Origin of the sequence: Coprococcus sp. TM115-187, assembly GCF_027679115.1 — a bacterium.
Taxonomy (GTDB): domain Bacteria; phylum Bacillota; class Clostridia; order Lachnospirales; family Lachnospiraceae; genus Allocoprococcus; species Allocoprococcus comes.
Window position 1 is genome coordinate 166420 of record NZ_JAQEKS010000003.1, and the last position, 13791, is coordinate 180210.

Annotated in this window: 17 protein-coding genes; all 17 read left to right on the forward strand. The window is 54.5% G+C overall.

Annotation, left to right across the window (positions count from 1 at the left end; translation table 11 throughout):
• Positions 1–17 precede the first annotated feature (17 nt).
• The 17 genes from PGW42_RS03880 (at position 18) to PGW42_RS03960 (ending at position 13788) form a co-directional block, all read left to right on the forward strand.
• Positions 18–359, forward strand: coding sequence for a DUF7768 domain-containing protein (locus tag PGW42_RS03880; protein ID WP_118533151.1), 342 nt, complete (start codon positions 18–20; stop codon positions 357–359).
• Complete coding sequence (locus PGW42_RS03885) at positions 359–1072, forward strand: antirestriction protein ArdA (protein ID WP_257319247.1); 714 nt, start codon at positions 359–361, stop codon at positions 1070–1072. Before PGW42_RS03880 ends, PGW42_RS03885 begins: the two co-directional genes overlap by 1 nt.
• A gap of 115 nt (positions 1073–1187) precedes the next feature.
• The gene (locus PGW42_RS03890) at positions 1188–1595 is read left to right on the forward strand and encodes a PcfB family protein (RefSeq protein ID WP_330676985.1); all 408 of its coding nucleotides are present in this window, start codon (positions 1188–1190) and stop codon (positions 1593–1595) included.
• Positions 1582–3417 carry a VirD4-like conjugal transfer protein, CD1115 family gene (locus PGW42_RS03895; RefSeq protein WP_270203028.1) on the forward strand — a complete coding sequence of 612 codons (1836 nt, stop codon included), beginning with the start codon at positions 1582–1584 and terminating at the stop codon, positions 3415–3417. The genes PGW42_RS03890 and PGW42_RS03895 overlap by 14 nt, the downstream gene beginning before the upstream one ends.
• 95 nt (positions 3418–3512) lie before the next feature.
• Complete coding sequence (locus PGW42_RS03900; protein ID WP_044963257.1) at positions 3513–3725, forward strand: Maff2 family mobile element protein; 213 nt, start codon at positions 3513–3515, stop codon at positions 3723–3725.
• Between the two features lie 11 nt (positions 3726–3736).
• Complete coding sequence (locus PGW42_RS03905) at positions 3737–4603, forward strand: VirB6/TrbL-like conjugal transfer protein, CD1112 family (protein ID WP_270203029.1); 867 nt, start codon at positions 3737–3739, stop codon at positions 4601–4603.
• Between the two features lie 15 nt (positions 4604–4618).
• Positions 4619–5350: a septation protein SpoVG family protein gene (locus tag PGW42_RS03910; RefSeq protein WP_270203030.1), complete on the forward strand. Its 732-nt coding sequence runs from the start codon at positions 4619–4621 to the stop codon at positions 5348–5350.
• On the forward strand, positions 5340–6119 hold the full coding sequence (locus PGW42_RS03915) for a DNA-methyltransferase (RefSeq protein WP_021738873.1): 780 nt from the start codon (positions 5340–5342) through the stop codon (positions 6117–6119). The genes PGW42_RS03910 and PGW42_RS03915 overlap by 11 nt, the downstream gene beginning before the upstream one ends.
• A 2-nt stretch (positions 6120–6121) precedes the next feature.
• Positions 6122–6691 (forward strand): MT-A70 family methyltransferase, encoded by a 570-nt coding sequence (locus tag PGW42_RS03920; RefSeq protein WP_330419065.1) that lies wholly within the window; start codon positions 6122–6124, stop codon positions 6689–6691.
• Positions 6692–6694: 3 nt separating this feature from the next.
• Entirely contained in the window at positions 6695–7084 is a 390-nt protein-coding gene (locus tag PGW42_RS03925; RefSeq protein ID WP_270203031.1) for a PrgI family protein, read from the forward strand.
• Positions 7041–9401 (forward strand): VirB4-like conjugal transfer ATPase, CD1110 family, encoded by a 2361-nt coding sequence (locus tag PGW42_RS03930; protein WP_330676982.1) that lies wholly within the window; start codon positions 7041–7043, stop codon positions 9399–9401. The genes PGW42_RS03925 and PGW42_RS03930 overlap by 44 nt, the downstream gene beginning before the upstream one ends.
• A complete protein-coding gene (locus PGW42_RS03935) occupies positions 9382–11100 on the forward strand; it encodes a C40 family peptidase (RefSeq protein WP_270203032.1) in 1719 nt (572 codons plus the stop codon). The genes PGW42_RS03930 and PGW42_RS03935 overlap by 20 nt, the downstream gene beginning before the upstream one ends.
• A gap of 14 nt (positions 11101–11114) precedes the next feature.
• A complete protein-coding gene (locus tag PGW42_RS03940) occupies positions 11115–11366 on the forward strand; it encodes a DUF4315 family protein (protein WP_015563850.1) in 252 nt (83 codons plus the stop codon).
• 2 nt (positions 11367–11368) lie between these two features.
• Positions 11369–12118: a DUF4366 domain-containing protein gene (locus PGW42_RS03945; RefSeq protein ID WP_270203033.1), complete on the forward strand. Its 750-nt coding sequence runs from the start codon at positions 11369–11371 to the stop codon at positions 12116–12118.
• Positions 12115–12291 carry a hypothetical protein gene (locus PGW42_RS03950; protein WP_014080211.1) on the forward strand — a complete coding sequence of 59 codons (177 nt, stop codon included), beginning with the start codon at positions 12115–12117 and terminating at the stop codon, positions 12289–12291. Before PGW42_RS03945 ends, PGW42_RS03950 begins: the two co-directional genes overlap by 4 nt.
• Positions 12292–12295: 4 nt before the next feature.
• Positions 12296–12649 (forward strand): cysteine-rich VLP domain-containing protein, encoded by a 354-nt coding sequence (locus PGW42_RS03955; RefSeq protein ID WP_270203034.1) that lies wholly within the window; start codon positions 12296–12298, stop codon positions 12647–12649.
• A 179-nt stretch (positions 12650–12828) separates the two neighbouring features.
• A complete protein-coding gene (locus PGW42_RS03960) occupies positions 12829–13788 on the forward strand; it encodes a hypothetical protein (RefSeq protein ID WP_270203036.1) in 960 nt (319 codons plus the stop codon).
• Positions 13789–13791 lie beyond the last annotated feature (3 nt).

Below are 13791 nucleotides of genomic sequence, written 5' to 3' on the forward strand. Positions count from 1 at the left end.
TATCGGAGGTATGAACGATGAAACGACCCCTTGCTTATATCACCGCTGCATGGCTCGGCGGCGATAGCGAAAACGCAGAACTGGCGGCGCAGTATTGCCGCACCGTGTATGAGGCAGGCTTTTCTCCTATTTGTCCGCCTTTGTACTTGCCCCTGTTTCTCAACGATGCTGTTCCCGAGGAGCATAAAAGCGGCATCGACATGAGCCGTGACCTGCTCCGCCGTTCTCATGTGCTGGTTGTCTGCGGGCACAGTATGACCGAATCCATGAAAAATGATATTGCCGTGGCCCAGCGGCTGGGAATTACGGCAACAACCCTTGAGGGTATCCTGACCGTCAAGGGGCAGGGCCGTCGCTGATGGCGACCCTGTTTGAAGCCTACGTTACCAACGCCGGAAAGTACAGCGAGGGCCAGCTTGTGGGTGAAACACTGAAATTTCCCACAACCGCCCAGGATGTGGAGGCTCTCTTAAAACGGATCGGCGTGGATGGCGTCCGCTATCAGGAAATTTTTATTACCTCTTTCGATGGGGATGTGCTGGGGCTCTATGACCATTTGAGCGAGTATGAAAATCTGGACGAGCTTAATCATCTGGCCTGCCTGCTTTCCGAGCTTACCTCATCGGAGCTGGAAACACTGGAGGCCGTCCTCGACAGCGGTGATCACTGTTCTTCGGTGCGGGACATCATCAATCTGACACAAAATCTGGACTGTTACGGCTTTTACCCCGGCGTATCCGATGAGGAAACGCTGGGGCGTATTTATGTGGACGATCTGGAAATGTTGGATGTGCCGGATCAGGTAAAACCGTATTTCGATTATGAGGCGTATGGCCGGGATGCCTGCATCCACGAAAACGGCCATTTTGCCCCGGGCGGCTATGTTGTCAAAGAAAGCGATCATTTCGTGGAAGTGTATCACGGCTTGCAGGATATTCCCAAGGAGCATAAGGTATTCTCTTTCCCGAAGCTCTCTATCCGGGAGCAAATGGCCGCTTATCAGGAAATCATAGACGGGTCTTCTTTGGAGGGCTACCGTCAAATGCAGAAAAAAGACCGTGGGGATCGGTGATGGCACTTCGAGACAAATTGTCCCAAGGAAGGAGGCGGTGTAACTGATTGATGAAGATATTTCCCGGCGCACGATAGCCATATCCGTAAAAACAACCAAGCTGACGGCGCGGGGACTGGCGTATGTGCTGGGCATGGTGGGCCGGAAGATCCGTAAGGCATACCGTGGACGGCAAGTGCCGCACGGCAAACAAAGTGTGCGAAAGCTCATGGCCCACGGCACAGCCACAAACAGCATTGAGCTATCCGGGGATGCCAAGTCCTTTGACCGCGTGGCCCGGAAATGGAATGTAGACTATGCGTTCTATAAAACCGGGCCGGACAAATACCTGCTGTTTTTCAAGGCTGGACAGGCAGACGCAATGACCGCCTGCTTTTCTGAGTATTCCCGGAAGGTGTTAAGCAAAGCAAAATCGAACCGTGTTCCCATCCGGGAACAACTGCAACAGGCGGTGGATCAGCTTTCCAAAGAAAAGCCGAAGCAGAAAGAACGTGCAAAGGAGGTGGCCCATGAGGACAGATAAGATCAGAAAATATCTCATTCCGAACATTCCCTATCTGTTCATCCTGTGGGCGTTCCTCAAGCTGGGAACGGCCTACCGGCTGGCGGCGGGTAACGATTTTGCACATAAGCTCATCGGACTGGGCCAGACGATTGGCCCGGCCTTTGCTGACTTTGCACCCGGTCTTGCCCCGCTGGATTGGCTTGTTGGTATTGTAGGCGCAGTTGGTTTCCGGCTGCTGATCTATTTCAAAAGCAAGAACGCTAAGAAGTTTCGGCGGGATGCAGAATACGGAAGCGCCCGCTGGGGAACGGAAAAAGACATCAAACCGTTTGTTGATCCAAGGTTTGAAAACAACGTGATTTTGACCGGGACGGAGTTTCTCACGATGAACACCCGCCCTAAAATCCCCGCAAATGCCCGAAACCTGAATTGCTGTATTATCGGCTCATCCGGCTCCGGCAAAACCCGCTTCTGGCTTACGCCCCAGCTTTTACAGGCCCATTCCTCTTATGTGGTGGTCGATCCCAAAGGTGGTGTGCTGGGACAGGTCGGGGCTTTCCTGCAAAAACGCGGGTACAAAATCAAGGTATTCAACAGCATAGATTTTTCAAAATCCATGCACTATAACCCGCTGGCGTATATCCGCAACGAGGCCGATATTCTGAAATTCGTGGATGCCCTGATTTCCAACACCAAGGGCGAAGGCAAGGAAGGAGATCCATTCTGGACGAAATCGGAAACGCTTTTGTACTGTGCTCTGATCGCCTACATCATTTTCGAGGGGCCTGCCGAGGATCGGAACATGAATACCCTTGTGGATATGATTTCCGGCATGGAGGTCAAGGAGGATGACGAGGATTTTATGAACGCGGTGGACTATATGTTTGCCGGTCTCGAAAAGCGCAAGCCGGATTGCTTCGCGGTCAAACAGTATAAAAAGTACAAATTGGCCAGCGGCAAGACGGCAAAAAGCATTTTAATTTCCTGCGGTGCGCGGCTGGCTCCCTTTGACATCCCGCAGCTTCGTGAAGTCATGGCCTATGACGAATTGGAGCTTGACCGCATCGGAGATCGGAAAACAGCGGTATTCTTCATCATTTCCGATACCACGCAGACCTACAACTTTTTAGTGGCGCTTGCTTTTTCGCAGATGTTCAACCTCCTGTGTGAACGGGCGGACAATGTTCACGGTGGCCGCCTGCCGCACCATGTACGAGTGCTGTGGGACGAGGCAGCCAACACGGGACAGGTGCCCCAGCTCGAAAAGCTGGTCGCGGTTATCCGCTCCCGCGAGGTGAGTCTTTGCCTGCTGTATCAACAGTTGGCACAGTGCAAGGCCATTTACGATAAACACGCCGAGACAATCCTCGGCAACATGGACAGCGTGGTGTTCCTCGGTGGTCGCGAAGCCAGCACCATCAAGGAAATATCCGAGAACTGGCTGGGAAAAGCCACAATCAGTATGCAGACTGACAGCCGCTCCCGTGGTCAGTCGGAAAGCTACAGTCAAAATACCCAGCGGCTGGGCCGGGAACTGATGACCCCAGCCGAACTTGCAACCATGCCGGGAGATAAATGTATTTTGCAGCTTCGGGGCCTGCCCCCGTTCTTCTCTCCCAAGTATGATCTGAAACGGCATCCGAACTACCGTTATACAGCGGAGGCCGATAAACAGAAAAACGCTTTTGACCTCGACAGGCTCATTAACCGCCGCAGGCGGCCCGGTCTGAACGAGGTGTGTACGATGTATGAGGTGGCTGTGCCGGACGATGCACTCACGGAAGAGGACGAGGACATCCTCAACTATGATGACATCGACGATCCAGACGCCTTTGCATAAACGCTTCGAGACAAAGTGTCCCGAAGTTTGTAACCTGCCGCCTGCAAGGGCGGCTTTTTTGTTACCGGGAAAATCCCGGAGAAATGGAGGTTTATATGGCATTTTTCTCATCTGCAATCGACACTTTACAGACCCTCGTTATTGCTCTCGGTGCTGGCCTTGGCGTGTGGGGCGTGGTTAATCTGCTGGAGGGCTACGGCTCGGATAACCCGGGCTCCAAGTCCCAGGGCATGAAGCAGCTCATGGCGGGCGGCGGCATCATCGTCATTGGCACCACACTGATCCCTCTGCTGTCTGGCCTGTTTTAAGGTAGGCGCTTATGGATTTTCTCACCGACTGGCTCACAAACTGGCTCAAAGAGCTTCTGATTGGCGGGATCATGGGAAACCTCGAAGGGCTTTTTGATACCGTCAATACCCAAGTCGGAGAGATTGCGGCACAGGTAGGGACTACCCCGGCGGCGTGGCACGCCGGGGTTTTCTCCCTGATCCGACAGCTTTCCGAAACGGTGATCCTGCCGATTGCCGGAATGGTGCTGACCTTTGTTGCCACTTATGAGCTCATACAGATGCTTTTGGAAAAGAACAATATGCACGAGGTTGACGTTGCGAACCTCTATAAATGGATGTTCAAAACAGCCTGTGCAATCCTGATCCTGTCAAACACATTCAATATCGTCATGGCCGTGTTCGATGTCTCGCAGAGCGTCATCGCGCAGGCAGGCGGGCTCATTCAAGGCTCTACCGATGTTTCGGCGGATATGCTTGCTGAACTGGAAACCTCGCTGGAGGCGATGGACTTGGGGCCGCTTTTGGGGCTGTGGCTGCAGTCTGCGCTCATTGGCTTCACGATGAAGGCAATGGGAATTATCATTTTCGTTTTGGTGTATGGCAGGATGCTGGAAATCTATCTGCTGACCAGCCTGGCCCCCATCCCCGTTGCTACGCTTTCCAACCGGGAGCTTGGCGGCGCCGGGCAGAACTACATCAAGTCCCTGTTTGCCGTGGGCTTTCAAGGGCTGCTGATCCTTGTATGTGTTGCAATTTACGCAGTGCTCATTCAAGGCATCGCAACAGGCGACGATCCCATTGGGGCGATTTGGGGAACTGTGGGCTACACGGTTCTGCTTTGCTTCATGCTCTTTAAGACCGGGAGTATTGCCCAGCGTATCTTTGGCGCTCATTAACAGGAGGTGGTGCTTATGCCGAGAAGATACGGGGCAGACGGAACGCGCTTATGGAATGGAAAAACGCCGGAGGAGTTTACTGAGGCAGACGCTTACCGCTTTATGGCGGAAACAGAGGCCGTCCTGCAAAGAAAAGAGTTGATGGACGACCCCGCCCAGCCTGCTCCGGCAAGCGGAAAGGAGGAATTTTATCTGAGTAAGAAAGACGATGTATTGCTGACCCCGGAGCAGATTGCTGCGGAGGAACGGCGCTGGCTGTTTGATGCTCCCATCGCGGAGCTTGCAGAAGTCAAGGGCGTTAGCATTGATGAGGCAGTAAAAATGCGGACAGATGCTGTCTGGCAGGAGGCGGTTGTTCCGATCACGGTATCTGTCCGCCCGATTGAGCCGCAGGGAAAACTGATCGGCTTCGCCAGCGTCAATTTTGGCGGTGTGGTCATCGACGATTTTAAGGTTGTGGACGGGAAAAATGGGATTTTCCTCGGCGCTCCCTCTAAACCTGATCCTGCCAGCCGGACGGGATACCGGGCTACGGTTCGGATTCCTGACCGAGCCACACAGGAACGGATCAATGCGGCTGGTGTGGAGGCGTATCATGCGGCGGTGGAACAGCTTGTTGCACGGGCCCAGGCGGTACGGCCTGCCCCGATCAAGGAGCAGATGGCCGGGGCTGCAAAGCAAGCGGGAAAAGAAAACGCTGCCCGGCCTGCGCCTGCCAAGGCAAAGGAGGCCCGTAATGACCGATAGCCGCACTTTGGGACAAAGTGTCCCGAAGGAGGGCTTGTTTCTCATGGACGGCATCGAGGGCCTGCGCTCCCTGCCCAAACATAGCGTGGATATGCTGTTGACTGATCCGCCTTACGGCACAACCCGGAATTATTGGGATGTGCCCCTGCCGCTCCCGGAGCTGTGGGAGGCGGTGAAATGGGCGGTCAAGCCGAATGGCGCAGTGCTGTTTTTCGCACAGTGCCCCTTTGACAAGGTGCTGGGCGCATCTAACCTCGCCATGCTCCGCTATGAGTGGATTTGGTACAAAGAGCGCGGAACGGGCTTTCTCAATGCAAACCGGGCTCCACTGAAAAAGTCCGAGAATATCTTAGTGTTTTACCAGAAGTCCCCGGTCTACAATCCGCAGTTTACTTATGGCAAGCCTTATACCCGTGTTCATTCCCGAAGCGGTACAAGCTCCAACTATGGGAAATTTGAACGGCAGGGCTCCGAGTCCAACGATGGCCGTCGCTATCCCGGAAATGTGCTTTTTGTGCCTACGGTGTCCGGCGGCATCCATCCCACACAGAAGCCCGTGGAGCTTTGTGAGTATTTGATCCGCACCTATACCCGCCCCGGCGAATTGGTCGCGGACATTTGCGCGGGCTCCGGCACAACCGCGATTGCAGCTATCAACACAGAACGTCGCTTTGTATGCTTTGAAACGGCCCCGGCCTTTTATGCCGCAGCCAGTGAGCGTATTCGTGCGGCGCAGGCAGTAAAAAGTTCTGGCGAGAAAGGAGTGTAATTATCCAGCAGTATTCTATCATTTACGCCGATCCCCCTTGGCGCTACTCGGCTAAGAAAGTACAGGGCGCGGCGGAAAACCATTATCCCACTATGAGCATTGAGGAGTTATGTGCGTTGCCTGTGGCTGATCTTGCAGCCCCGGACAGCGCACTCTTTTTATGGGCTACTTTCCCGCAGCTCCCGGAGGCGCTCCGGCTGATCGAGGCTTGGGGCTTCACCTATAAATCCGTTGCTTTCGTCTGGCTGAAAAAGAACAAGAAGGCGGATAGCTGGTTTTACGGCCTTGGCTTCTGGACAAGAGGCAATGCAGAAATTTGCCTGCTGGCAACCAAGGGCCACCCGAAGCGGCAGGCTGCCAACATCCATCAATTTATCGTTTCCCCGATTGAGGCCCACAGCAAAAAGCCGGACGAGGCCCGCGACAAAATTATTTCCCTGATGGGCGATCTGCCCCGCGTGGAGCTCTTTGCCAGGCAGACCCCGCCCGGTTGGGCTGTATGGGGGAATGAAGTAACACCAACCATCCCGGACTTTGGGACACATTGTCCCGAAGTGCAGAAAGGAGTGTGATCTATGCCCTATGTAAACGTACCAAACGATTTATCCAAAATCAAAACAAAGATGGCTTTCAACCTCACCAAACGCCAGCTTGTCTGCTTCGGCAGCGCGGGCGCGGTGGGGATTCCGGCCTATCTGCTGACCCGTGGCACCCTCGGCAATACCGGGGCGATGTTTCTCATGCTGGGAATTATGCTCCCGGCGTTCCTGCTGGCGATGTATGAAAGGGACGGCTTGCCCTTTGAAAAGGTTGTGCGAAACATCATCCGGGCCAAGTTTCTAAGGCCGGGGATCAGGGCCTACCGAACCGAAAACATTTATGCGCCCTTTGCCGGGCCGGGCGCTGGAAAGGAGGATGTGATTGAAAAACACAAAGAAGAAAAACGGAGCCGCCGCCAAGGGTAAAGGCCGGGCGACCCTGTCTGCTCAGCAGACAATCCCGTATCTGTCCATGCACCCGGACGGTGTGTGCAAGCTCCCGGGCGGGCTCTATACAAAAACCGTGGAATATGAGGACATCAATTACTCCGTGGCATCCACCGAGGATCAGACCGCCATATTCAGCGGATGGAGCTCATTCCTCAACTACTTTGACAGTTCGCTGCCGTTCCAGCTTTCCTTTATCAACCGCCGTTCTCATTCCCGCAGCCGCTATCAGGTCAATATCCCGAAAGCGGATGACAACTATAACAGCGTCCGGGACGAGTTTACCGGGATGCTGAAAAATCAGATTGCCAAAAGCAATAACGGCATTGAACGCTCAAAATACATCACCTTTGGCATACCCGCCGAGGGGATTGCGGAGGCACGGCCCCGTCTGGAGCGTGTGGAGGCTGATGTCATGGGAAACTTTAAGCGGCTGGGCGTTCCCTCGGAGCCTATGGACGGGCGGGCCCGCCTTGCGCTACTTCATAGCCAGATGCATCCGGGGAGCCGTGAGGCGTTCCGCTTTTCGTGGAAAGACATCCCACAGACCGGGCTTGGCACAAAAGACTTTATTGCCCCGGACAGTCTCGACTTCCGCCAGTCCCGCACATTCCGCATCGGCCAGCATTGGGGTGCGGTGTCCTATTTGCAGATTATGGCATCGGAGCTTTCGGATAAGCTGCTGGCGGAAATCTTGGAGCTGGATGCTGAAATGACCGTGACCATGCACATTCAGACCGTGGATCAGCTCAAGGCAATTAAGACCATCAAGGGGAAAATCTCGGACATCGGAAAAATGAAGGTGGAGGAACAGAGAAAGGCTGTGCGCTCCGGCTATGACCCGGATATTCTTCCCCCTGACCTGATTACATTCAGCAAGGACGCGGCGGAGCTTCTGACTGATTTGCAATCCCGCAATGAGCGAATGTTTCTGCTGACCTTTACGGTGGTAAACCTTGCTCCTAACCGCCAGCGGCTGGAAAACGATGTGTTTACCGTGGGCGGTATCGCGCAGAAATACAACTGCGCTCTGCGCCGTCTGGACTGGCAACAGGAACAGGGCTTTGTTTCCTCGTTGGCCCTTGGTTACAACGAGGTAGAAATCCAGCGCGGTATGACCACCAGCTCCACAGCCATCTTTATTCCTTTTATGACAAGGGAGCTCCGCATGGCGGGGCAGGCCCTCTACTATGGCATGAACGCACTTTCCCACAATGTCATCATGGCTGACCGCAAAAAGCTGAAGTCGGCAAACGGGATGTATTTGGGTTCTACGGGCTCCGGCAAGAGCTTTGCCGCAAAGCGCGAGCTTTTGAATGTGTTTCTCACCATCCCGCAGGATCGGATCATTGTGGTTGACCCGATGGGCGAATATGCGCCGCTGGTGCGAAGGCTGGGCGGTCAGGTGATCGAGATTGCCCCGGACAGCCCGCACCACCTCAATCCGATGGATGTGGAGCTCAATATGGCTGCCGGAGAAAGCCCGCTTTCCATGAAGGCGGATTTTCTTTTATCCCTGTGCGAGCTGGTGGTCGGCGGCAAGGAAGGCTTGCAGCCCATTGAAAAGACGGTCGTTGACCGCTGCGTGCGTTTGGTGTACCGGGAGCAGGCGCTCGGATTGGAAACCGCAAAAACACCGCTGTTGCAGGATTTATATGAGGAGCTTTTACGCCAGCCGGAGCCCGAGGCCCGGCGCGTGGCAACTGCCTTAGAGCTTTATTGCACAGGCTCCCTCAATCTCTTTAACCATCCTACCAACGTCAAGACGGACAGCCGTGTGGTGTGCATCGTTCTGAAAAACATGGGCGAAAACCTTAGAAAGATTGCAATGCACATCACAAATGAGTTTGTTTCGCAGGCGGTGGATCAGAACTTCCACGAGGGTGCGGCAACTTGGTGCTACTTTGACGAGTTTCACATTCTGCTCCGTGATCCACTGACAGCCAGCTACTTTGTGGCGGTCTGGAAAATGCTGCGTAAAAAAGGATGTGTGCCGTCTGCTTTGACGCAGAACGTCAAAGACCTTTTGGCAAGCCGTGAAATCGAGAACATTCTGGACAACACGGATTTTATGATTCTGCTTTCGCAGGCGCAGAGTGACCGTACCATTCTGGCAAAACAGCTCGGTATTTCCGAGCACCAGCTTTCCTATATCACACACAGCAATTCCGGCGAGGGGCTGTTGTTCTATGGAAATGTGACCATCCCGTTTGTGGATCGGTTCCCTCGCGGAGAAATCTATGACCTGCTGACTACCCGCCCGGAGGATATGAAGAATGAAACGAAAAACGAATAAGGCCAAGGAGGAGGCTTGGTCGCAGACCGCCCACGCCCCTGACGAGGAGCAGTCCGGGTCGGAGGCTTCCGACACTTCGGGACAAAGTGTCCCAAAGTCCAAGTTCCGCAAAAAGAGCCAGCAAGAACAGGCTGCGGCAGCAAAGCTCCGTATGGAGTCCCAAGGCGAAAAACTGGAACAGGCCCGGGAGAAGCTGGCAAAACAAAAGCCGCCGAAAAAGCCCGGCCCGGTAAAACGCATAGGCCGTGTTGCCAGTGGTTCCGTTCACAGCTTCGTGCATGGCAAGATTTTTGAAGTGGAACAGGAAAATGTCGGCACAGAAGGCGCACACCGTTCTGAGCTTGTGGGAGAAACCGCACTGCGGCATGGCTCCCGCTTTGTGCGCCGTAAAGTCCGGGAACATCCGGCAAAAGTGGTACGCAAGGCCGAGGCCCGCTATACCAAGTACACGGCGGACTACCATTTTCACACCGCCGCACAGGAGCACCCGGAGCTGACGAAAAATGCCCTTACCCGCTACTGGCAGAAGCAACGGCTCCGCAGGCAATACCGCAAGCAGGCAAAGGAGGCTGCAAAGCAGGGCGCGGCTGCGGCTGGGAAAACTGCCACAGCCACAGAACGCCTGACCGCCCGGGCAGTGGAATTTGTCAAAAGTCATCCCGCAGGTGCCGTGGTTGCGGTGCTCTGTGTGTTACTCCTGTTTGCTATGCAGTCCTGTTCCTCTACCATGCTTATGCTGGGGAACGCCGGGGCCGGTGCATTAGGGGCCAGCACCTATCCTTGCGAGGATCGGGATATGCTGGCCGCCGAAGCTGCCTACTGTGCGCTGGAAGATGATTTGCAGCATTATCTGGACACCTATGAAAGCACCCATGACTATGACGAATACCACTTCGATCTGGACGAAATCGAACATGACCCCTATGTGCTGCTTTCTCTTTTGTGTGCGCTCCATGAGGGGCAATGGACAATAGACGAAGTACAGGGAACGCTGCAAATGCTGTTTGACCGCCAGTACATTCTCACGGAGGATGTAGTGGTGGAAACCCGGTATCGCACGGAAACCGACACATGGACGGACGAGGATGGCAACTCCCATACGGACACCTATCAGGTGCCTTACGACTATTACATCTGTACGGTCACGCTGGAGAACTTTGATTTATCCCATGTGCCCGTATATGTCATGGGCGAGGAGCAGCTTTCACGGTATGCCATCTATATGGCAACGCTGGGAAACCGCCCCGATCTGTTCCCGGATTCTCCCTATGTGAACAAGTACATTACCGGGAAACCCGGTGATTACGAAGTGCCCGGAGAATATCTGGACGATGAAACCTTTGCCGCGATGCTTGCCGAAGCGCAGAAATACATCGGCTATCCCTATGTGTGGGGCGGCAGTTCTCCCGCCACTTCCTTTGATTGCTCGGGCTACGTTTCGTGGGTCATCAATCACTCCGGCTGGAATGTGGGCAGGCTGGGAGCCCAGGGGCTCTATAACATCTGTACGCCGACCAGTTCTCCCAAACCCGGTGATCTGGTGTTCTTCAAAGGCACCTATGACACGCCGGGCGTGAGCCATTGCGGGATTTATGTCGGTGATGGAAAAATGCTGCATTGCGGAGATCCCATCGGCTACGCAAATTTGAATACAAGCTACTGGCAATCTCATTTTTACGCCTACGGGCGTTTACCGTGACAGGAGGTTTTGAAATGGCAACTACCAAAAGCATGAAAATTCAGGCCGAGATTGATAAGGTCAAGGCCAAAATCAGTGAACAGCAGGCCCGGCTCAAGGAGCTGGAGCAGAAAAAGCTGGAGGCGGAAAACAGCGAAATCGTGGACATTGTGCGCGGTATGAGCATTTCCCTTACGGAGCTCCCGCTGCTGTTTGAAAAGCTGAAGGACGGAGGTACTTTGGGACAAAGTGTCCCGAAGTCCGAAGAAGAAAAGGAGGAAAACTGAATATGAAACACTTTCGTATGTTGGCGGCGGGGCTTTGCTCCGCCGTTCTTTTATGCGGCTTTGCAATCCCGGCCTATGCCTATTCGGACGGCGGGAATGAGGAACCGCCTGTTGTGGAAGAAACTCCGGCCCCGGAGCCAGCGCCTACCATTACCCCGGGCGAGGGCTTTTCGGAGGATGGAAACCTTGTGACCCGCGATCTGCTCTACGATGCTGCAACCAACAAACAGTTCATCACGGTGGAAACCAGCGGCGGCAACACCTTTTACATTGTCATTGACTATGACAAGCCTGTGGACGAGGACGGCGAACAGTATCACACCTACTTTTTGAACATGGTGGATGAAGCCGATCTGCTGGCAGCACTGGAGGCCGCTGGCGGAGAACTTCCGGCCTGCTCCTGCACAGAAAAATGTGCGCCCGGAGCCATCCATACGGATTGCGAGGTCTGCGCGGTCAACATGACCGAGTGTGCTGGCACAGCTCCCGAACCCGCTCCGGTGACGGAACCTGCGGAGGAGCCGGAACCCGAGCCCCAGCAGAAAAGTAATACCGGGACGCTTCTGCTGATTTTGGCTGTGGCTGTTCTGGGCAGCGGTGCAGGCTGGTACTTCAAAATTTACCGCCCGAAGCATGAAAAAGCTGCTGTACCCGAAGAGGATTACAGCGAGGAACTGGCTGATTATGACGATTCCGAGGACGATGGGCCGCCTTGGGACGAGGACGATACCGAAAGCGAGGATAATGAATGAGATTTACCAACAACCCCTATGAGGGATTTATGAAAGAAAAAAGCTACTTTAAGGGTGTGCCGCCAAGCCTGCCGCCGAAGGGCTCCCGTTGTGACGGCTGCCCTTACTGGCGTGGGATTGGCTGCGTGTTCTGCTACCGGGAGCAGCTCAAACCACCGGGCAACGGGAGGTGATGCTGTGGGCCGAGAACTGACCCGGACAGAAAAAGCGGCAATCCGCAGGCTGGTATCAAAATGGTGTGCCAACTATGACCGGGACTGCGGCTGCCTGCCGCTGGATTGCGAGTGCTATATGTTTGGAAAATGCTGGACGGGGGCTTATTGCCGCTACTTCCGCGAGGCAGTTCTGCCCCTTGATCCGGCGCTGGAGGTTGCGCTGCTGACAGAAGGGCCAAGGCCAGATTTCAAGGCTTGCCCGGTATGCGGCAGAGCCGTGGCTCCTGATGGACGGCAAACCTATTGTTCGGCGGCCTGTGCAAAGGCGGCACACCGCAGACAGCAGCGGGAATATATGCGGAAAAAACGGAGCTGATGTGTTGACAATTAGACCATCACAAACCCGCTTGTAGGAAGGCTTTTTAAGGCCCTTTTCTGCGGGAGGCGTATGTTTCTACGTCCGCCCCTGTTTCCGTGAGATGCTGTCAACATTTTAGCTGCCGGGGCTTTGGGACAATTTGTCCCAAAGTTCCGGCTTTTGTGGAAGGAGGTACTATGCCGAAATATTATCCGATCAACGAAGAAGCCGCAAAGCGGGCAAAAGATATGAACAGCTTTTCCGACTATCAGCCGGGCTCCGCTACGGCGGGCTACCGGGCAATGGTCGATGAAGCGTATGCAGCGGCGGAACGCCAGAAAGCCCGTGTCGATCCCATGTACCATGATAAGATTGACGCGCTGGTGGATCGCTATGCCCGGAAACTTGCGGAAAATCTGAATGAACGCAATGTGATTGATGCCCGGGTGCCCTCTATTCTGATCTCCGGGGGCGGCAATTTCCCTGTGACAAAAAAGCACAAGCAGAACGCCGCCCGGGATCGCAACTATGGAGAGTATGCGGAGATTTCAAAGCTGCTTGATAAAATCCGCTCTGTTGGAATCGGTGGGATCAGCGCGGATGACGATCTGGCCGTGGAAAAGCTGACAAAAAAGCTGGAGGGGCTGGAGTCCCTGCAGGCCACCATGAAGGCGGTCAATGCGTATTTTCGGAAACACAAAACGCTGGACGGCTGCCCGGAGCTTACACCGGAGCAGGCCGAAAAGCTCAAAGCAGATATGGCGCAGTCATGGCACTTGGACAAAAGTAAGCCATACCCCGCCTATCTGCTTTCCAACAACAACGCCAACATCCGCCGTGTGCGCCAGCGCATTGAGGAACTGAGCAGCCGCTCCGAGTTTGCAGGCTGGACATTCCCCGGAGGCGAGGCAAAAATCAACGAGGCTGAAAATCGTTTGCAGCTTATTTTTGAGGAAAAGCCCGATGCCAATCAGCGGCAGGAACTGAAAAGCAACGGCTTTAAGTGGGCTCCCAGCCAAGGGGCATGGCAGCGGCAGCTTAACCAGAACGCCATCCGTGCTGCGGCCCGGATAGACTTTCTGCGGCCCGAGGACGGTACAAGCCCCTATCAGCTCCAGCCGTTTGTGAAAAGAGAAAACAAAGAAATGTCTCGATGATGG